Source organism: Anabaena sp. WA102 (assembly GCF_001277295.1).
GTDB classification, from domain to species: Bacteria; Cyanobacteriota; Cyanobacteriia; order Cyanobacteriales; family Nostocaceae; genus Dolichospermum; species Dolichospermum heterosporum.
Map to the genome: position 1 here is coordinate 4,581,088 of NZ_CP011456.1, position 20,593 is coordinate 4,601,680.

Below are 20,593 nucleotides of genomic sequence, written 5' to 3' on the forward strand. Positions count from 1 at the left end.
AAAAAATAATATTGAGTATACAAAAGTCTGGCATCTACCAAAAGTTAGATATTTGAAATTTTTCCTCAAGAATCTTACCTGAGTAGGTTGACACAGGAATATGTTGTATTTAAATTAGCTGGTGCTACAATATGTTTTTAGTAAATATATATATACAGAGACCTTATGAACTACCAACGATTTGTACACCTTATGAACTTATGGGAGATTGACTATGTGGAAAGATGAAGTATTGGAAGAAATTTACAAAATCCGAGAAGAACACGCTAAAGCTTTTAATTATGATTTGCATGAAATTTGTCAAGATTTAAGAAAAAAACCTTAACGGGTGACAAGGCGGCTAAAGAGCTTGTTTCATAAGGGATAGAGCCTGAAAGCCCCGTTGAAAAAAGAGGCGTTTATGAGGCTTGAGATTGATTAAATTCAGAGCTAAATCAGCCCATAATTCCATACCATAAATCCATAGTTGTCCGTAGAGAGCAAAGCTAAAATCACTTTGACGTGGGTACTTGTCCTGATGTTGTTGAATACGTCCGGCATAAGTCTCTATACCTAATTTTTTCATCCGTTGACCGTGCATAGTGGCTAAACTATAAGCAATGACAATCAATAATACTAAAGCTAAAAAGCGAGTTTCATTTACTTTAGTATCCTCTAAATTATAACCACCAGTTTTACAATCCTTAAAGAATTGCTCAATTCCCCATCGACATCTATAGAGGCATAAAGTTTGTTGGAGAGTTGGTAGATTCGTCAAGATATACCAAGGTTCTTTTGGTCCAGAGTTCCGATATTTTCTCTTCCAATAAACAGCGATATTAAATAAGCCTAATTCATCCCCTTTACCACATTTAACTTTTTCATAAAATCTCGACATTCCTGGCTTAAATCCTTGATTTTTAAGAACTTGATATTCTTGTTCAGGTTTTTCTTGAAAATAAAGGTTTTTCTTCTGGCGTAAAGCGAAGTAAACTCCTTGCTCATCAAGCCATTTAGCCAGTTTTGGACTATGAAATTCTCTGTCTGCTAACACCACAATTCGACATTTTTTTAACAACTTTATTGCTGTCTTTATTAATCTTTTCTGTGTTTGTAAATTACTATTTCCGACATGATTTAATGTTTCCCAATATAGTGGTAGGGCATGAGTACCCCATACCAATGTCACCATAAATATATTTCGCCCCTTCCACTGTGTTCTATCCAGTGCTACCATCCAATAACCATATTTTTGATACTGTTTTTTATGAAAATAACGGCGCTGTTCTCGATTCAGTTGTTTTGGTGTTAACGATTGTCTAATCCAATATTTTATCAATGGAAACCATAATAATTTTACGCAGAGTTTACCTATTCCTAAAAATCTTTGTAGATTACGTTTCCTGCTTTCATATTTAATTGGTTGGGGAAACAAGCTGGCCAATTTTGACAGTTTTACTTGGCGATGAGCCTGTATTAATAACAACAATATCTCTAGTGTCAAATACTGCTGTTCACTCAAATGCTTTCGGAAAATTGTTTGATATGATTGTGGTAACATTTTTTGCTTCGGGGGCTTCTTTGTCCCTATTTTTTTACTCCCTTATTTTCTCAAATTATTGCCACATCTCATCTTCAACCGCCTTGTCACCCGTTAAGGAAAAAAACAGGTAGCTAAAAACAGAAAAGTTATTACTCAGCCGCTGGTAACATTATCATCCTCAACTAAATAGGCGATAGCGAAGCGCTCCGCAGGAATCGCTATTTGGGATATGGGAGAGCGATCGCTTGCTAAAATAGAAATAATTTGAAGTTACAGGAGAAATAAATGATCACATTAGAAATGGCGATAGCTTTGCTCGCCGCAGGCATCGCTCCAAAACACACAAAATTAACATACTATCCGTTACCTGTTCCCTTATTTGTAATATAGAAATAAAATGAGTGAAGTAACAGCAAATTATGATCAATCATGGAAAGAAGCATTAAATGAATATTTTGAAAGCTTCGTAGCATTTTTCTTTCCTGTAGCCCATCAAGCAATAGATTGGACAAAAACCCCTGAATCTTTAGATAAAGAACTGCAAGAAATTACAGCTTCAGGAGAAACCAAAAACCGAATTACCGATAAACTGTATAAAGTTTGGTTATTAGATCAAACTCAAGTATGGATTTTAATCCACATAGAAATTCAGAGTCAATATGATGTTAACTTTGAAGAACGGATGTACATTTATAATTACCGAGCCTTCGACCTTTATCACCAATTTGTAGTAAGTGTAGCAATTTTAGGTGATACAAGTCCTAGTTGGCGACCAAATAGTTATGATAGAGCTATGTTGGATTGTGAACTAAGTTTAAAATTCCCCATAGCTAAAATTCTTGATTATGAATCAAAGTGGGATGAACTAGAAAAGAGTGATAATCCCTTTGCTACCATAGTGATGGCGCATTTAAAGACTAAAGCCACCACCAGTAATTTAACAGAAAGGGAGCAATGGAAATGGATATTAATTAGAGGACTTTATGACCGGGGCTTCACCAAAGAGAAACTTGTTAAGTTATTTAAAATCATCGACACAATGATGACTTTACCTAAACAATTGCAAGCAGGATTGGTCACAAAAATTAAACAATTCGAGGAGGAGAGAACAATGCCTTTAATTAGCCCAACAGAACAACTAGCTATGGAACGGGGAGAGCAACAGCTAGTTATACGCTTACTAAATCGGCGAATTGGTGAAATTGAATTATCATTGATTGACTCAATTCGTGCATTAACAATTGAGAAATTAGAATTATTGGGTGAAGCTCTCTTAGATTTTTCTTCTATGACTGATTTAGAACAATGGTTACAAAATAACCCAGAGTCTTGAGATTAATCATACTGAATTAAATAGAGCGATCGCCTTTTTGGGGATGTGGAAGGGCGATAGCGAAGCGCTGCTGCAAGCAGTTCGCTTTGGGGATATGGGATGTACCATTTTTGGGGATATGGGAATGCGATAGCGTAAGCGCTGCTGCAAGCAGTTCGCTGTTTTAGGGTAGGGGATGTGAGGGGATGTGGGAGGTGCGATAGCGAAGCGCTGCTGCAAGCAGTTCGCTTTTCGATGATGGGGGTGCGATAGCGAAGCGCTGCTGCAAGCAGTTCACTGTTGTAGGGGATGTGGGATGCAATAGCGAAGCGTTGCTGCAAGCAGTTCGCTTTCAGGGATGATGGGAGTGCGATAGCGAAGCGCTCCGCAGGAATCGCTTCATGAAGAGTACAATTTTCTACGCACAGGAGCAAAGGGAATTTCTTTACCCTTTTGTTGATAATCTTCCTTCACTAACTCCCAGGCTAATTTTAGTTCTTGCAAAGCTTCTTCAGGAGTATCACCAAAAGCTGAAATATTAGGTATTTCTTGTAAATGTGCTAACCAATCTCCTTGTTCATCAATATATAAATTAATTGTAAAGCCATTAAAATTATAATTATTTAAAGTCATTACTGATTTCCCTCTTGATATTCAAAAAACTGCTGAATTTGATAGAGTTTTGCTTTTCCATCTTTACGAGGTTGAATTGGTAAAGGTTGGCCACCCGGTGAATACCATAAACGATGACTTCCTTTTTGACGACTAAATTCCCACCCATTCTGAATGAGGAGAGTTTCAAATTCATCAAAAGTTAGATTTTCTGGACTATTTTTAGCTTTTTGCCATAGTTTTTCTTTTTTAGTCATCAACAAGGCTATTATTTAGTAGATTATCCCTTGGTCTTATTATAGTCTGACAGGAATTTAATTTGTGATAGCGCAAGTGCTGACTTGTCAGTTCGCTTTTTGGGAATGTGGCAAGTGCGATAGCGATCGCCTTTATATTGAGATGTGGTTATAATTATTAGTAATCTGGTAAGTTATATTAGCTACTATGACTAACACATTACAATACATCTGTGATTCAGAAGGTCAAACAGTTTCTGTAGTTGTTCCCATTGCCATTTGGCAAGAAATAATGGCTGAGAGAGAAACTGCTTATTTGTTGAGCAGTCCAGCCATGAAAGCGAGATTACTTACCGCTAGAAAACGTCAAGATGGAATTTCTTTGGAAGCAGCCTGTGAGAAACTTGGAATTTGATGCAGATGCTTTTGAGGATTTAGCTTGGTGGATCGAAAGCGACCGTAAAAAAGCATTAAAAAGCATTAAAAATCATCAAACTAATTCGTGAAGTACAACGTAATCCATTTGAAGGCACAGGACAACCTGAAGCACTAAAACACGATCTATCTGGCTGCTGGTCACGACGAATCGATTAAGAACATCGTCTGGTTTATGAAGTCTTAGAAGATGAAATCAGAATTCTTGCCTGCCGGTTTCACTACTGAAAATTGCTTTTTGGGGATGTGGGAGAGCGATCGCTTTGGAGATGTGAGGTGCGATAGCGTTCGCGGAGCGTCCCGGAGGGAACTAGCGCTGCTGCAAGCAGTTCGCTTTTTGGGATGTGGGGATGATGGGATGCGATAGGGATGTGGGAAAATGAGATTTACGGCAATTCTCGCTCTCATCAAATACAATGAATGGAGGGCGCAGGCCCTGCGCCCCTACGGTTTTGGCGATGAAAAACTGTACCTCGTAACACTAAAAATTTGGGGTTTAACACATTGCGCTAAACCCCTATGGGAGAATTAGATTCTAAGCAAAGACAAACTGTTTAGAATCCGTCAAACTCAAACTACTGGCTTGAATACCAGTCAGAGTAGCTAAAGTTTGATTATTGAAGACGATCGCGGTATCTGCACCAACTTGATTTAACTTCAATGTTGATGTGGTAATACCTAAGCTAACAGCACCTTGAATACCGATAACATCAGTACCCAGTTGGAAGTCAAGCACGGTATTAGCCGAAGAGGGTAATTCAGCATTGACAATCCAGAATTGGTCAGCGCCAGCACCACCGGAAATTAAGTTACCACCACCAAGACCAACTCTGAAGATATCTTTACCATCACCACCCAAAGCGCGGTCATTGCTACCCAAGTAGAAGGTATCATCACCCACACCACCGGATATGCGGTTGCCACCTTGACCATCTCTGGCATCAAAGGTGTCATTACCATCACTACCGAAAGCGCGATCGCCTTTGTTGACAAAGATAGTATCATCACCGCTACCAAGATCAATGATGTTGTTACCAGCAAAGGGAGAAATTGCCCCGAAGACAGTATCAACAGTGTCATTACCTGCGCCAGTGAAGATGGTGTCGTTGATGCCATCAGTGCCACCACTGACAAACAAATCATCTTTACCAGTTGTCCCCGCCACATATTGGGTAGCTTCTGCTATAGACGCAGATAGACCTAAACGGGAATCAAGGGCGAGGGGTTTGTCTAGTTCCAAGACCACCATCTCATTGTTGTCAATTCCTGGAGGACGACCAATGGAGAAGGGATAGTTGTTATCGTTTGCTACCAAAATGGTTTTGCTGTCAATCACTAAGACATCTTCAATGGTTTGGAAAGGCATATTGTAGGTGGTTTTACCATCACCATTGAGATCCTTGGGATCTTGGATATTGAGTAGGTCTGCTACTTCCTCCTTGGAGACAAAGCCGTTGGTATCAATTTTACTGAAGTCAACTTTGAATATCTTCTTGAAAAGGGCGGTACTACCTTGGCCATTATCCCGTTCAATAACTAGGAACTCGTTGTTATTGATGGGAGTGAAATCACCGATCGCATTGCTGGTACTTACTAATTGATAACGTCCTACTAATCCTTGGTAGCTTTCACTGGCTACATCGAATTTATAAATCCGTACAGAACCCGCAGGATCGCCGACAACAGTTCCTTCCAGCATCGGGTAGATGGTTTGACGATCAGGGCTAAATGCCATGCCTTCAAAGCCTTGGGAGCGGTTTAAATTGGCTGTTACGAGGTCGCCGTAGTAGGGTTGATTAGGAGCAAAGTATTCTGGGGAATTATTGAAGTAAGGGGTATTTAAATTCCCGTTGGGATTAGCGTAGCCTGTACCAGCTAGGTAATTATTTACTAGAACTTGTCGTCCTGTTTTGGGGAAGTCGGTAAAGAAACCATCTACACCCAAATCAATGAACTTACGGAACTCTGCACCGGGGTCGTTTTTGTAAGTATCGGGAAGGAAGAACTCGTCATTTCTTAAAGTGTAGAGGTGAACGATTAAACCAGCTTTGTGGGCATCTTGAATCAGGGTTGTGGGTGTGCCTAAAACGCGATCGCCATCACTGATTTGACCATCACCATTGAGATCATCAGCAGTACCATCCTTATTGGCATCTACCGTCAACTGAGGAACGATGCGCTGTTTATTAGGACCAATTCCTTTAGCGTAGGTAGCAATTTCGGCTAAACCTGCGGGGGTGGACAAATTGGTATAGGTGCGGGTATCACCAGCAACTACAAAGTCATAAGGTTGACCTGAACCACCAAACAATTGCACTAGAGGAATATCAATCCCTGCGGTGGGCATGATGGTATTTTTCAGCGCCTTGAGGTTGGCAACTTCAAAGGATTGAATGAAGATCCGAGATGGGTCGGTAAAGTTCTCAGCTTTGAGGGTGTCTGCTAAGATTTGGCTAGTATTGATACCTTGCTGTTGAAAGAAAGTAGGATGTTTGGTTTCGGGATAAATACCGATTTTGCGACCTGTTTCTAGTTCGACTTGTTTCACCAAATCAATGACTTCTTTCAGGGTTGGTACTTTCAATCCATCTTGATCGAAAGTAGTACCACGCAAAGCAGGAATCCGTTCAATCGCATTCAGTTCCTTAACTTCTGCCAGGGTAAAGTCTTCAGCAAACCAACCGACGACATTGCGACCATCTAAATTTTTGATTTTCAGGCGATCGGCAAACTTATCCCGTAAGTAAACATCCGTACTCGTATCAGTAGTATTGATAACTGGCTTACCATTAGCATCTCGTTGAATTGTGCCATCAGCATTGAGAACGCCGACTGCTAACATGGGTTCATGACGGGCAATTAAGACACCATCTTTTGTTACCACTAAATCGGGTTCAACGAAATCTGCACCTTGAGCGATCGCTAATTTGTAGGATGCTAGGGTATGTTCTGGACGTTCACCACTTGCACCACGATGGCCAATGACAATGGGGGCGTTGCCTGTGAGTGTATCAAATTTAGGAGTAGAAAGAACAGTGGGATTTTGGGGCGATCGGACTTGATTCGCCGTAATTTGATCGCGGACTAAATCACCTGTCCCTGGGAAATCAGTAAAGTAACCATCTACACCTAAATTAATGAATTGACGAAACTCTAATTCAGGATTGTTATTGTAATTTGATGCCAGAGAACGGCTTTCATTGCGGAAGGTGTAAGGATGGACAACCAAACCCTCTTTGTGGGCATCACTAACTAAGCTGGTGGGTGCTAGGGTAACTTTATCCGCATCGTTAATCACACCATCGTTATTGAGATCGTCAGGTTTACCATCATTGTTATTGTCTACCGTCTTCACCGAAACAATCTGCCGTTTCCAAGGTCCAATACCATCGGCATAGGCAGCAATTTCTTTCAAACCAGCAGGAGTTAATAAATCTCCATAGGTGCGGGTGTCACCTTTACCGACAAAATCATAAGGACGAGCGTTAACATCTTGATACAACAGTGTGCCATCGTTGGCGACATCGTAGGCATCAAGCAATTGCACTAAGGGAAGATTCACACCAGCAGCCGGCATGATGGTATTGTTTAAATCCTTGAGATTGCTGACTTCAAAGGACTGAATGAAAATCCGTTTGGGATCAGTAAATCCTTTGACTTTGAGGGTGTCAATCAGTTTTTCTTCCAGAGACAAACCCAAATTGTCGTGATAGGTGGGGTGTTTGGTTTCAGGATAAATACCGATTTTCTTACCAGTTTGTACCTCAACCTCTTTCACCAAATCAATAATTTCGCCCAGGGTAGGAACTTGGAGAAGACCGTTGTATACCTGATCTCGGAAACCTTGAGGCATTACAGCCCGCAGAGTTTTAATTTCTGCCAAGGTAAAGTCGGAAGCAAAGAAGCCTTCTTCAGTGACACCATCTACCAACACCGTCTTTTTCCGACTAGCAAATTCGGAACGACTAGCTACATCGGTGGTGTTAATCAGATTTGGTTCATGACGGGCAATTAAGACCCCATCTTTAGTGGATACCAAATCTGGTTCAATGAAGTCTGCACCGCGTAAAATCGCCAAGCGGTAGGCTTCTATGGTATGTTCTGGCAGTTCACCACTAGCGCCACGATGTCCGATCACAATTGGTGCTTGACCGTTGAGGGTATTTAGTTTAACGGGGTTAGGAGTAGGGAAGGGGGCATCTAGTAATACACCATTGCTATTGAAATGTAGTAGGTAAGTTCCAAATTCATCACCGACCCAAATATCGCCTTTAGCATCAATCACAAAGGACTCTACATCAAAGTCAGCCCCGGTCAGTTCCCGTTTGGCTGTGTTTTTATTGACAATATCAAAGGGGATTAATTTATTGGGGTCAGACAATTGAATAAAGTTTTGGATTGCTACAGAACCATTAGCGTTTTCTGTACCCGCAAAATTGGGGTCAACTTGGTAAAGTCGCAGGAGGAAATCAGCACTGTTATTTTTTGCCCCAAAACCGTTATCTGCTAAGAACCAAAATACAGAACCACCACTATTGGGGGCAAATTGGACACCACTAAAACCTTGCACGGGTTGACCAGGGAATGGTGTAGTGCGACCATTTGTAGGATTGGTTACGGCTGCACCCGCAGCAGGTCCAGCAGCGAAGGTATCAGCAGGTAAAGAAGCAAAACCTTTGAGTGTCACCATATTAGAAGCAATATTTAGGGTAGTTGAACTTTGATCATCTTCTTGGGCGTTGTTATTACCAGCACCAGAATCAAAGTCAGGTTGATTTTGGGCGGTAATTTCGGCTTTATTGGTCAATGCCCCACTTTGAGTCACTTTAGCCGTGAGTTTCAGGGTGCGGGTAACATTACCAGCAATTTCTCCCACTTCCCACACACCGGTTTGACTGTTGTAAGTTCCCTGTTCCGGTGTTGCAGAGATGAAGGTAAATGGTTGTGGTAACAAATCTGTGACTTTAATGCCGTTAGCCACAAGTGGGCTGTGATTAAAAAGGGTCAAATTGAAGGTTACTTGTCCCCCTATGACTGGCTGAGTGGCATCAACAGTTTGACTTAATTCTAAATCAACACTAGCGATGTTATAGGGTAGTTCTAAAATTCCCAATTTCTCCAAAGGTGAATTACCAGTAACGTTGAAGTCGTTATCATTAATTAATGCTAGGGTGTTGGGTGAAACTAATGCTAAACCTTCTAATTTTTCCACACCTGTATAACCAAGTTGGGCAGCATTGGCAATTAAACTTTTGCTAACTGGGGTAATTTTAGCAGTGGTTAATTCGGCTGGTGTGAGTTGTTCAATAGTTTTACCAGCAGGTAAGGTGAAATTAGCAGGATTATTGATGTTGGTAGCACCCGTTAAATTAATTTGATAAATCAATTTGTTGGAGACATTTGTTCCTAAATCATCCCGTTCCACAACGGCAAATTTACCATTACCCAAGGAAACCGCATCACCTAATTTATCAGTTTTGGCGTTACCAGCAGCAGTGATGTTATCCAGCAAATAGAGATATTCCCCAGTTACTTGTTTGGAAATAATGTCAAATTCCAAAATTCTCAAATTACGGGAATTTCTGGAAGTTGTATCACCAGCGTTGTCTGGGTTGTCAATGGCACTTTGAATAAAGGCGTAAAGTTTACTACCTTCCAATGCCACAGCTTCAAAACCGCGATTATTGCGACGTTGACCATAAACTGCGGGTAATACCTCTGTGCCAAAAGTTCCTGCGGCTGCGTCTGGTTCAGGTGCTGTGGCTGTTCCTTGGGGAATAAAACGGTTAAGTAGTTTACCGTTAACATCAAAGTTATAAATTGCGGGACGGTATTCATCTACCAGCCAATAATAACCGTTTGGGGCAATAACTATCCCCTCTAAATCAGCCCCCAATGCCTTGTTAGCTATGACTTGACCATCCAAATTAACCGCAACTTCATCGGTGTATGCTGTACCATTTGCCCCTGCTTGCAGGTTGGGAAGTCCAGTTAATGGGGTTGTCCCATCTTTCTCAAATAGTCCTGTTCTCTTGGTGATGGCGATCGCACCTGTTTGTCTGTTAAGCTCAAAACTGACTATTTCTGGTTGAAAATCTGGTAAATAGAAGGGACGATTAGCCCCGGTGGGGTCGCCATTGGGTCCTCTATCGGTGTGAGTCACAAATTGGAGATTACCATTTGCCGCAATACCTTGGAAATGCAACCCGGAAAAACCACCTAAGAAGATATCTTGACCTTTGGTAGTTGTTCCTAATTTGGGTAAGTTGGTAAATTCATAATTAGTTAGTCGTGGTTGGGGGACGGGGTTACGAGGGTCGTAACTTGTGGTGTCTATTTTCAGGGGGTTGGGTAAAGCATTAGCAATATTTTCCCAAGGTACTAATTTAAAGTTGCTGCTGATGTTCTCCCCATTAACAATGGTGGCGGGGTCATTTGCACCGTCTTGGGTGATAAATACACCATTAGGGAAATTGGGACCCAAGGGCAGATTAATAACATCTGCACCGTCGGATTCTTGAACGCTGTCAATTCCGCCATTGTTACCAACTGCAAATCTGCCTAAAAAGTCGTTGTTGCCTTCACGGGTATATGTTGCAAAGGTGTTATCTCCCTGACTGGATGCTAACAGGTAGCCTGTACCGTTTTTACCGTAATAAATTGTCAAGCCTTCAACATCATTGGTGAGGTTTTTGCCTCCTTCAGCTTTGACTTTCTCAATTAATTTACCTGTTGAACCACCATTGGGTTCAGCGTCGAATTTCCAAATCCCCACATCTTCTTGACCAATGTACAGAAATCCTGTTTCTTGGTCTGCTACCATGCCTTCTGTTTGGGCTGAAGCACCTGCTGTGGTTGGTGAGGGAATGGTGAAGCTACGAACTACCTCATAACCGATTTTACCGTTGCCTTTGTCTACTAATTTGAGTTGGGCGACATCTCCAGTGACACGACGGCTGGTGAAGACGTAGTAATCGTTGGTGACGGGACTGCGGTACAGGGCTAAACCGTAGGAACTGCGAGTAGATGCCGAATAAGGGGCAGCGAAAGGTACACTTTGGAAAATTGTGGCAGCATTGCTATCGGTAATATTTTCTAAATAATTACCATTAGCACTGTTGGGGTTAATTTTGAAGATCGCTAGTTTATCATTATTTCTATCGCTTGCCACAGCAATATCAACTTTTTGACCACCTAATGTAAATCCATATTGCAAATCAACGTTGTTGTAACGAATATCTGGATTACTAGGATTAATGGTTTGCAACAAGTTTCCAGCTAAATCATAAATTCGCAAACCGCCATTTTTGACACTGGTTAAAACCAGACTCTTGCTAGAATCTGTAGCATTAACATAAATTGCTGGATCATCCGCATCGGCTCTTTGACTAAATGGTAAACTACCATCATCTAAAAGCGCGGGACGGGTTTCTACAATTGGGGTAGCAGTGGGAACTACATCTGCACTCAAGGTGAGGATTTGCGTAAATTGGGTGCCGCTGAAGTTGTTATCACTCACCAAAACAATGGATTGTGTACCATCTGCCAATTTTGGACCAAATGCCAGACCTTCAATATTATCTGTACCTGTGGGATGATTGCCGTCACTATTGGGCAAATTCAGGGTATCAAGATTTAATAACAGACGTTTTTGAGTAGGTTGAATTGCGGCTAGTTGATTAGCATTGAGACTACTCAAGGAATCAACTGTATTAATGTCTGTTGCCCCTTGGAGGGTGATTTCATAGATTTTGATCGTGTTTCCTTGTCCGACAGCAAAGGAGCGCTCTAGGGCTAATAATGTGCCACGATTATCAATTGCTAATAAATCTACCAAACCGTTATCAGCCGCAGTTCCACCTGTAGGGGCTTTAGCAATAGGATCGGTAACATACAGATATTCTTTTTCTGGTTGTCCTGTCACCAAATTGTATTGAATAATCCGAGAACGAGCGCCTGTGGTAGTTGTAGAAATTGCACCATCTTGAAATAGGGCGCTTTCTGTAGCTGTGAATAGGGTTTTCTGGTCAGGTGTAATGCTTAAACTTTCAAATGCTAAGTTATTACGCACCCCTGAAGTTTGAGTATCACCAGTATCAACAACATTATTGGTGTTAGTATCTTGAACAACTGGGAGGAATTTTTTAGGCACTGCTAAAGAACGAATTTCCTGTCCTGTAGTCAGATTAAACTCTTTAATGAAAGGATTGGTGACGCGACTTGCACCTAAATCTGGTCTAACTTCTCCTTCTGAGGAGATTAAAACTGTCCCATTGCTAGTTAAAGCAATACCTTCTGGATCTAAGCTATTAACTGCAAAAGGATTACCATTAATATCCTTGAGTTGGACAACATTGGTAAAAGTTACCGTATTGGTAACAGGGTCAAGAGTGAAGGTATAAAAACGGGCATTGGATGAGCGATCGTCAGAAATGGCATAATAGCGATTATTTACCGCATCATAAGTTACACCGGACAATCCACCCAAGCCAACTTGTTGACCATTTACTGTTCCCGCAGCGCCAGAGGGAACAAAACCGGTATTGAAAATAGTTTGTCCTTTAAATCCAGCACTAACAGCCGTTTTTCCTGCTTCTGTTACACCAACTTGCACATCTGCATACACTAACCGATGGTCAGAACTAGGGAAACCACCAGGAAGACTAGAGTTAAAAGTTCCTACTAATGGGAAATTTGCATCAGTATTGCTAGGCCAATACACTTCTGATTTACTAATTTGTAAGTCAGAGGAAGGAAGTACATAGTCTGTTCTCAGATTTCCCGGTGCAGTATCAGCAAAGTCTGCGGTGTCGAAAGCAAAATTACCCTTGTGATTGTTATTTGCCTGACCTTGTGAAGTTGCCTGTTGAGGAGCGCCTAAACTGGTGGGGATAACATTTGTATTGATACTGGGATTTAGTAACAGTTGGCGAATTGCATTGTTATAACTGTCACCATCTAAGGGGTCAGCATTTTGATCACCCATGATGACAAAGCTTGAACCAGCAGCAAGATTACCCTTTTTACCGCTATCATCATAGATATAATCACCTTTGCCTGGGGTAATATAATCTGCCCAAAAGCGGATTTCATCACTATTGCGCTTACCGTTGCGGTCTTCAGTTGCGTCAAAAGTGGGTGGTGTGGGGTGACTAACCAGAACATGAACTGTTTCCCCATTTACTGTAATTGGTACATCCCAATGACTTTTAGAAGATAAGCGGAGAACGTTAATTTCTTCAGGTGAATAAAAACCGTTTAAGTTCTCATTTACTGAAGTTGCAGGATTATCTAAACTTGGGTCATTTGTTAATAAGTTTCCCGGCATATCCTTCCACAAGAAATTCTGGAAGGTGCGGACGTTAGCTGTATCAATAGGATATTTAGAAAGTAACAACATTCCAAACTGTCCAGGGAAATTCCCAAACCCAAAAGCATCATCACCGTATCCTGTTGCGCCTGGGGTTGTAACTGTTGCACCATTATTATTTAAGTCAAAACCGGAAGCAATTCCAGTATTAGAAGGAGCAATATAAAAGTAGGGATAATTAATTGGTGTCGCACCATTTTGACTGATTTGCAGATAATTTTGTTGGAAAAGATTTACTGCTTCGGTCGAATAGTCAAATTCATTGATTAATAATACATCAGGGTTGTTGCGTTGAATAATTTCAGCAACGGTTTTTGCTTGAGCGTTGTTAGGGGTAGATAAATCAGTTACTAACTGACCGTCAGCGTTGCGATTGAGGGACGCATTAAATTGGGAAAAGCGGACTGTAGTAAGTACCATATTTTTTATGCAGATTTAGCTTACACAAAGATAATCTGGTTACAGAAAATTGCAGATAATGGCATCAAGAATATCAGTCAAAAGTTAAGATACTATTGTCTATAGTTCAGATTTATTTAAGTGTTGATTAAGCTTACAGTTTAGATCCCCGACTTCTTAGAGAAGTCGGGGATCTTTTAGTCTTTAGTAAAAAAGGACTTTCTCAATTATGGGGGTCTATTCTCATTATTATTGAGAATTTTATCAATAATTCAACGAGTTTTGGTGATTTCAGCTAGGGGGCTTGACAGTGTTCCGAGTTTTGGGTATGCTAATGGTAAGCGTGGGAAAGTGTGCGTCCATATATATAGAGTTTTTATTTATCAAGATTATAATTTTCAAATTAATTGTCTGAATCAGGATTTGCACCGATTAAAGGATGTAGAGGATTTTAGTTTCTGTTTTCGCAACTGCTAACATTCAAACATCTATAGTTTTATCTGAATCGCTTTTAGAATAATTAATATTCCCGTCTAAGTCTGCTTCTCCAAGATGATTTTTACCTGTTTTATCAAAAACTTCTAAATGAGAAGCTTGACCATAATGTAAATTATCTACATACCAATAGCGTTCTGTATTTGATTCAAGGTAAATAACTCTTGCTTGACATTTATTGGCTGTTTTTTTAAATCTTGTGGTATCTCGTAAAATTGTCTGTTTATCCGTTGGTGATTTTGTGCTATCAAAAGAATATTCTAATTGACTTACATTTAGCTTATGTTCTAACCAAAATTCCAGAGCTAATTTACTGTCTATACCATCTAAACATATCAGATTGATTTCATCATTATTTTTAATAATAGTAATTAGACAATTATTTTTGATATTGGGGTGCGCTATTCTAAAACTAGAATTTGCAAAATTAATTAATAAATATTCACTGTCAGGATTTTGTAATTTTCTTTCTGTAACTTCAGCTAATGAAGTATCATTCACATTTTTACAATTATCATCACTAATTAAACAATCAAATAAATCTTCTGAAGAATGTAATTGTTCGGTACACCATTCTTGGGGATTTGATTTATTAAAAACTATATTAATAAAAGCTGTTTTTAAAGATTTATCTTTAAGTAGATTCAAACTGGTATGAAAGTTAAAACCTCTAATCGCTTTATATTTAATAAATATAGCACTTTCTCCTTTGTAAAGCTTCTTCTTTTGAATTTTTTCATTAATTAATAGAAAAATAGCAGTGAATGTTTTCACTGCATCTCGAAATTCTGCTTCGTTAAGATACTGACCCTCTAGAGACACCTCATTAATAAATATTTCCATTTTTTACATCCCGAAAAGTCGTGCAAAATCTTTATCCATTTGGTCAAAAAATCCTTCTGGCCATTCTTCAATTCCCCCATTAGGTTGGACAGGAATTTGCACAACTGGCTGTTCTGGATTTTGTTGAAAATATAAGATACTTAAGTCTTCATGAGTAATAATATCATCAAGAACAGCGATTCGCAAGGCATTTAAAATATGATCACTATGGGATTCAATAAAAACTTGTACACCACAACTACTCACTTTAGCTAAAAATTTAGCTAGTCGTGATTGTGCTTTGGGATGTAAATGTGCTTCAGGATTTTCGACTATTAATATTTCTCCTTCTTTAGCAATCAAACCTGAAACAACAATTGGTAAAATGTAACTATATCCAAATCCCACATTAGCTGGTCTAAAACGGTCTTTTGATGTGCTAGTATTAAATAAAAGTTCGAGGATATTACTTTCAGAACTGGGAACTTCAACTTTTGCGCCATTAAATATTTCGTTCAGCCATTCTTCGGTTTGGGTAGCTAGTGTTTTTGCATCTTCACCTAAGCATAGTTTTTCATTAACTAAATCATCTCTTTTTTTATAGAGTAAGTTAACTGTAAATTCACCTTTTGCACCCACATTAGGAAATTTGTTGATGGTAGATTTTAAATAATATTCTTGAGGACCCAGACGGTCTGCGGAGATATAGTGAATATGACTAAAGTTTAAAGATTTATGTAACCACTCTGATGCTATTTCCTGATATATATTATCAATATTATCAACCATAAGATAATGTTGTTCAGGTATTAAATTATTTATAAGAGTACCTCCATTATATGAATTTGTATTATTATTTTTATCTATAATATTAATATTATAATGAACTATAAATTTGCTTAAAAAATTACTTAATTGAGGTTCATAAATAGAAATTATTTTATATAAATCACTTTTATTAATATGCTCATCTTGCAAAAAATTTAATTCTAATTCATCGTAAAATTGAATTTTCTTAATTTTCCCTACCATGTCATCTTCTGAATTTTCACTCAAAAAGTATTTAGCATCTCCACTTATGTTGAATTTAGTATACTTATTAGGATTACTTGTATCATAAATTTCAACTAATTTATTGTAACAATATTGCAAAATAATGTCTTCATTTCTAGAATTGTTTATATTTCTAACATCATTAAAACTATTTAAACTTACACTATTACCATTTAGCAAAATTTGATCAGTATTTTCATTATGATCAATAGATTGTCGCATTAATAGTAAAGACTGAAGCAGTGTTGATTTACCACATCCATTTATTCCTGTAAGCAGTGTTAATTGTCCTAACGGAAAAGCTATTCTTTCTTTAAAGCATTTGAAATTTTCTAATTCAATTTGAGTTAGCATACCTATACATCCCCTAAAATTTCTTGTGCTAATTTAAATCTAACAAGGACTTTTTTCCTGCTATTTGTACCATATTTAACTGCATTAATATATTCTTTATTTTCTAGCAATTTATCAAAATTATCTTGAATAGATTTTTTATTATCTTCCAGGAATTGATCGTTATTTACAGAAAAGAAATAAGAAACAGATTCAAAAATAGCAATATTTATTCTTCCTCTGCTTTTTCCTGCGGGTAAACGGAAATTTTTATTACCAAAAAACTCAAAAGTCAAATTCATAACTCTCTTGAAATCATTTTTTAAAGCATCTATTTCTTCATTTTGCATCAAATTGATCTTTTTCATTGCATTTTCAACAAAATCACTTAAATCATTCTGATATTCTTTTTCATAATCAAAAATTCTAAACGCTAAATAGCGCAAAATAACTTCTCTATCTTTCATTCTTGTAGCAGATATTCCATAATCAATAGCTCTTTTGAAATAGTCTGTTTCTGATAATTCTTTGAGTAGTTGAGTAGATTTTCCCGAAAATATACAATTTCTAACTTCTTGACGTTCAAGTTTTGTACCACCAGTATTGATTCTATTAAAAATATCATAAACAACTTTAGCTGGTACAGAAGGTCTGATCAAATATAGATTAAGTTTTTTATCTTCTATTCTGGTTTGATAGTCACCAGGGAGTTTTTTGAGTCCTGAAAAATTATATCCATTCAAATCAGTTAAAGCTTCTAAACCTTTTAATTTAAATTCATCATTAACAAACTCATGTAAAGTTGATGTTCGTTGTAAACCATCTACAATAATATACTTACCTTCTACGGTTTGATTAACATACCAAGGAGGTAAGGGAAAGTTAAGGATAACTGATTCAATAAATTTACTTTTCTGTTCTGGTTTCCAAACTAGATTACGTTGAAAATCAGGATCAATAATCAGTTTACCATTATCATATTTTCTCATTAACTCAAAAATTGTTTGCGGTTCTTCTCGAATGTCAATGTCTGCTGTATTTGGATGATATGGATGATAAGGATATAAACCTCCGTTATCATCTCTTTCTTCTTCAGCAGTATCTTCATCTTTCTCAATGACATCGCTATCTTGTAATTCTTCATCCATATCTTTTACTCCTTTTCTTTTCTAAAGTGCTTAACAGTTTGATTATGACATCTTTGAGAAGAATAGAATGGGTTATAGCTACTTATGACGAATTTATGAGATAGCGACTTTCATTTATTCCCCCTTCATAAATTCCAAATACCCTTTGCTCAATTCTTCCACAGATAAATCATAAAACTGTTTACCGTGTTCTGGGGTTGCTAAATCTGGATTTGAACCCATACGACCATCTGGATAACGAGAACGAAAATCAACAGCACTATAAATTTTATGTCCACTAGCAACTTCTGGAGCAAGAAAAGCTTTTTTAATTGCTTCTGGATAAACATATTGGGTAACAGCTACTTCGCTAGGGGTAGCGTGAGAACCTTCTTGATTACCATATAATTCTTTGGCAAGTTTGTACACTGAACCACCCATAAACCAATTAGCAACTTGACATTGCACTTTTGCGGAATTGGGAATTTGCAAATCTTCTAAATGAGCGTAAGTTTCCGAAAAAGCTGCTTTGAGGGTAGCGATATTTCCCCCATGTCCATTAATAAAATAGAATTTGGTAAAACCAGCTTTGACTAAACAGGTTAAATAATCTTTTATTACTAAAATTAATGTGCTGGGACGTAAACTAATTGTGCCGGGAAAAGCAGTATGATGTAATGCCATGCCTACATTAATTGTTGGCGCTACCATTGCTTGAGTTGCTTCACCAACACCTTTGGATATGGATTCTGCACAAATTGCATCAGTCCCAATTAATCCCGTTGGTCCATGTTGTTCTGTTGAACCAATGGGTAAAATAATTCCTTGAGATTGTTGTAGATAAGTTTCAACTTCTGGCCAAGTGCTTAAATGTAAGAGCATTTTTTATTAAGAATTAAGAACTTTACAACTAATTATCATAATACCCAGATCCCCGACTTCTGAGCTAAATTCATAATATGATTAACAAATCAAAAAGAAGTCGGGGATCTTAATTTGTAAATTACCCAACAATTTCCCACCAACCGAAAGCGGGACCGATAAAGCGGATGATTATCCAGGCAACTACCATAGATCCAATACCTATCCATGCACCACGAGTGGTGATAGCGACAAATTGTGAGGCTTGGGTTTTTGTGATGGGAACCCAAGGTAAGATTTTTGTAGTGTCTTGTCCGTAGTCTTCTCCGAGTGAGTTTTTACGGCGTTTTGCTTCACCCATAATTCGATAATTTAGTTTGTTTTTGAGTTTATTTTAAATTCTAATAGAAATTCGGCAGGGAAATTAATTAACTAGAATCATCTTCATTATTGGTAGAAAACAGACTAGGATCAAGATAGTTCAAACGGGCTAGGGGACTAAGGGAGGAAAGGATTTGTACACCGTAGCTGCGGTTAACGACACGACTATCTAGTAAAGCTACTATACCTTGATTTTCGCGGACGGGTGCGATCGCTCTTTGTAATTCATTCATGGCTGTGGGCAGTAAGTATAACCGAAACCAGTCTTGGTGCGATCGCTTATAATGAGCCACTCTACCAGCTACCAAGGGATTTTCCAAGGATGGTAAAGGTAAAGTTGCAATAATTAACAATCTGGGTGATGGTAAAACACTTTGATTTTCTCGCCAAAATTCCCAACCAGTAATCAAAATCCCATTTTCATCTAAACAAGTTTTTTCTACCTGTACCCGTGAACCAAATTCCGAAGCCAAAATCGCTCCCACTCTGGCTTTTAATGGTACATCTCCAATTAATATTACCGTCATTCCTGGTGCGGTTGCACTCAAACATACCAATGTGCGAACTTGATGAATTAAAGCTGGTTGAAATTCCGGTGTATTTGGTAAAGGTAACTTATACGGAACATAAAGTTGAATTGCTTCCCCTTGACTATCGGCAGCAAATTTCAAGCAAGTAACATCTTCTAAACCCAAGCGTTGACGGAAAAGAGGTGCTTCTGTTTCTGGTTCTAAGGAACTACCAATTAATACTACAGGTTGACGTTGCCAAATTGGGGCGAGGATTTTACCCAATTCCAGGGGAGCATAATGTAAAGAAAATAATCCTTGACGACGGGAAATTGTCGCCCAAAATAAAGTAGGAGAAGAAGAATCTTCCAAATTGGGGAATTGCTGCCAAAATTTTCGCCAAGCATCGGGAAGATGATTTTTATCTAAAGCTAAATATAAATCTTGTAAAATATCAATTTCTGGCTGAGAAATCAGATAACAGTGATAGGGATTTTCGGGGTGCTGAAATAATTTATATGTTAGTTCTACCCTAACTTCCCGAATTAAATCCGCTTGGTATGGATAAGCCAGCATTAATTGATCCCAATCATGGGTTTCAATGCTTTGAGTAAGCTGAGAACGCACCCAATCTTCTAAATCGTCAACGCCATCAATAATTGTGGGAATATTCGCCGGAAATGGATTGTTATCAGCAAATTGTCCCTTTAACCAAGCTTCAGGAGAAGTCAACAGTAAACCCTGAAAATCAGGACTTGGCCAAAAGTCACCGGTTCTAATGGGTTTATTCGCTGGTAGCCATTGCTGGAGTCGGGGAATTTCTACCTTTAACAATCGTTGCTGGACAGTTTCTGAAGCGACAATAATTACAGAACCGTGCCACATTAAAGCAGAAGCGATAAAACTGGTGCGATATCGTCCTTGATGTCCACAAACTGCCCCTACCTGAATTAAAGCACTACGTCCTAATCGCAAAGCACGTGCTACCAACCTAGCCATTGTCAAATGATGATGCCAGGAAGGGAAACCTGCTTGCGATCGCAAGAAGTTATGTAATGATAAATGAACTTCAGCCTCAATCACGCGCTTTTAATTCCATAACAAGTTTTTTTCGTTGTCAGTCGTT

At 38.6% G+C, this 20,593-nt stretch carries 14 protein-coding genes and 1 pseudogene; 4 read left to right on the forward strand and 11 right to left on the reverse strand.

The window, feature by feature from the left end; translation table 11 throughout:
* Positions 1-340: 340 nt before the first annotated feature.
* A complete protein-coding gene (locus tag AA650_RS20135; protein ID WP_053537530.1) occupies positions 341-1,540 on the reverse strand; it encodes an IS4 family transposase in 1,200 nt (399 codons plus the stop codon).
* A 379-nt stretch (positions 1,541-1,919) separates the two neighbouring features.
* Here AA650_RS20135 and AA650_RS20140 point away from each other — a divergent pair, with 379 nt between their 5' ends.
* Complete coding sequence (locus tag AA650_RS20140) at positions 1,920-2,855, forward strand: DUF4351 domain-containing protein (RefSeq protein ID WP_053540397.1); 936 nt, start codon at positions 1,920-1,922, stop codon at positions 2,853-2,855.
* A 2-nt stretch (positions 2,856-2,857) separates the two neighbouring features.
* Here the strand turns inward: AA650_RS20140 and AA650_RS28225 are convergent, their stop codons facing one another.
* Genes AA650_RS28225 through AA650_RS20150 form a run of 3 tightly spaced genes read right to left on the reverse strand, consistent with a single transcriptional unit; the run spans position 2,858 to position 3,703 of the window.
* Positions 2,858-3,175 (reverse strand): hypothetical protein, encoded by a 318-nt coding sequence (locus AA650_RS28225; protein ID WP_199924305.1) that lies wholly within the window; start codon positions 3,173-3,175, stop codon positions 2,858-2,860.
* A 58-nt stretch (positions 3,176-3,233) separates the two neighbouring features.
* Positions 3,234-3,467, reverse strand: coding sequence for a type II toxin-antitoxin system HicB family antitoxin (locus tag AA650_RS20145; protein ID WP_053540398.1), 234 nt, complete (start codon positions 3,465-3,467; stop codon positions 3,234-3,236).
* A complete protein-coding gene (locus AA650_RS20150) occupies positions 3,467-3,703 on the reverse strand; it encodes a type II toxin-antitoxin system HicA family toxin (protein ID WP_053540399.1) in 237 nt (78 codons plus the stop codon). Before AA650_RS20150 ends, AA650_RS20145 begins: the two co-directional genes overlap by 1 nt.
* A gap of 187 nt (positions 3,704-3,890) precedes the next feature.
* Between AA650_RS20150 and AA650_RS20155 the strand changes: the two genes are divergently transcribed.
* The 3 genes and pseudogenes from AA650_RS20155 (at position 3,891) to AA650_RS28230 (ending at position 4,484) form a co-directional block, all read left to right on the forward strand.
* On the forward strand, positions 3,891-4,097 hold the full coding sequence (locus tag AA650_RS20155; RefSeq protein WP_053540400.1) for a hypothetical protein: 207 nt from the start codon (positions 3,891-3,893) through the stop codon (positions 4,095-4,097).
* Positions 4,098-4,180: 83 nt separating this feature from the next.
* Positions 4,181-4,345: pseudogene (locus AA650_RS28810) on the forward strand (Txe/YoeB family addiction module toxin).
* Positions 4,308-4,484: a hypothetical protein gene (locus tag AA650_RS28230; RefSeq protein WP_190382891.1), complete on the forward strand. Its 177-nt coding sequence runs from the start codon at positions 4,308-4,310 to the stop codon at positions 4,482-4,484. The pseudogene AA650_RS28810 and the gene AA650_RS28230 overlap by 38 nt, the downstream one beginning before the upstream one ends.
* A gap of 168 nt (positions 4,485-4,652) precedes the next feature.
* Here AA650_RS28230 and AA650_RS27000 read toward each other — a convergent pair whose 3' ends face one another.
* The 7 genes from AA650_RS27000 to AA650_RS20200 all read right to left on the reverse strand — a co-directional run bounded on the left by AA650_RS27000 (position 4,653) and on the right by AA650_RS20200 (position 20,550).
* Positions 4,653-13,907, reverse strand: a complete 9,255-nt coding sequence (locus AA650_RS27000; protein WP_081424286.1) for a phytase — start codon at positions 13,905-13,907, stop codon at positions 4,653-4,655.
* Between the two features lie 459 nt (positions 13,908-14,366).
* Complete coding sequence (locus AA650_RS28235; protein WP_199924306.1) at positions 14,367-15,224, reverse strand: hypothetical protein; 858 nt, start codon at positions 15,222-15,224, stop codon at positions 14,367-14,369.
* A 3-nt stretch (positions 15,225-15,227) separates the two neighbouring features.
* Entirely contained in the window at positions 15,228-16,610 is a 1,383-nt protein-coding gene (locus AA650_RS20180; RefSeq protein WP_053540401.1) for a DUF3696 domain-containing protein, read from the reverse strand.
* 2 nt (positions 16,611-16,612) lie between these two features.
* Positions 16,613-17,737, reverse strand: a complete 1,125-nt coding sequence (locus tag AA650_RS20185; RefSeq protein WP_053540402.1) for a DUF262 domain-containing protein — start codon at positions 17,735-17,737, stop codon at positions 16,613-16,615.
* A 114-nt stretch (positions 17,738-17,851) separates the two neighbouring features.
* The gene (locus tag AA650_RS20190) at positions 17,852-18,598 is read right to left on the reverse strand and encodes a creatininase family protein (RefSeq protein ID WP_053540403.1); all 747 of its coding nucleotides are present in this window, start codon (positions 18,596-18,598) and stop codon (positions 17,852-17,854) included.
* Positions 18,599-18,719: 121 nt separating this feature from the next.
* Positions 18,720-18,938, reverse strand: a complete 219-nt coding sequence (locus AA650_RS20195) for a DUF2839 domain-containing protein (RefSeq protein ID WP_053540404.1) — start codon at positions 18,936-18,938, stop codon at positions 18,720-18,722.
* Between the two features lie 67 nt (positions 18,939-19,005).
* On the reverse strand, positions 19,006-20,550 hold the full coding sequence (locus AA650_RS20200) for a helicase C-terminal domain-containing protein (RefSeq protein ID WP_053540405.1): 1,545 nt from the start codon (positions 20,548-20,550) through the stop codon (positions 19,006-19,008).
* Positions 20,551-20,593: the final 43 nt, after the last annotated feature.

Excerpts from the sequence above, each read along its gene's own strand:
- AA650_RS20185 (WP_053540402.1), bottom strand. The coding sequence starts at position 17,737 with ATGGATGAAGAATTACAAGATAGCGATGTCATTGAGAAAGATGAAGAT.
- AA650_RS20135 (WP_053537530.1), bottom strand. The coding sequence starts at position 1,540 with ATGTTACCACAATCATATCAAACAATTTTCCGAAAGCATTTGAGTGAA.
- AA650_RS20195 (WP_053540404.1), bottom strand. The coding sequence starts at position 18,938 with ATGGGTGAAGCAAAACGCCGTAAAAACTCACTCGGAGAAGACTACGGA.
- AA650_RS28230 (WP_190382891.1), top strand. The coding sequence starts at position 4,308 with ATGAAATCAGAATTCTTGCCTGCCGGTTTCACTACTGAAAATTGCTTT.
- AA650_RS20180 (WP_053540401.1), bottom strand. The coding sequence starts at position 16,610 with ATGCTAACTCAAATTGAATTAGAAAATTTCAAATGCTTTAAAGAAAGA.
- AA650_RS20155 (WP_053540400.1), top strand. The coding sequence starts at position 3,891 with ATGACTAACACATTACAATACATCTGTGATTCAGAAGGTCAAACAGTT.
- AA650_RS20150 (WP_053540399.1), bottom strand. The coding sequence starts at position 3,703 with ATGACTAAAAAAGAAAAACTATGGCAAAAAGCTAAAAATAGTCCAGAA.
- AA650_RS20140 (WP_053540397.1), top strand. The coding sequence starts at position 1,920 with ATGAGTGAAGTAACAGCAAATTATGATCAATCATGGAAAGAAGCATTA.
- AA650_RS20145 (WP_053540398.1), bottom strand. The coding sequence starts at position 3,467 with ATGACTTTAAATAATTATAATTTTAATGGCTTTACAATTAATTTATAT.
- AA650_RS20190 (WP_053540403.1), bottom strand. The coding sequence starts at position 18,598 with ATGCTCTTACATTTAAGCACTTGGCCAGAAGTTGAAACTTATCTACAA.
- AA650_RS27000 (WP_081424286.1), bottom strand. The coding sequence starts at position 13,907 with ATGGTACTTACTACAGTCCGCTTTTCCCAATTTAATGCGTCCCTCAAT.
- AA650_RS28235 (WP_199924306.1), bottom strand. The coding sequence starts at position 15,224 with ATGGAAATATTTATTAATGAGGTGTCTCTAGAGGGTCAGTATCTTAAC.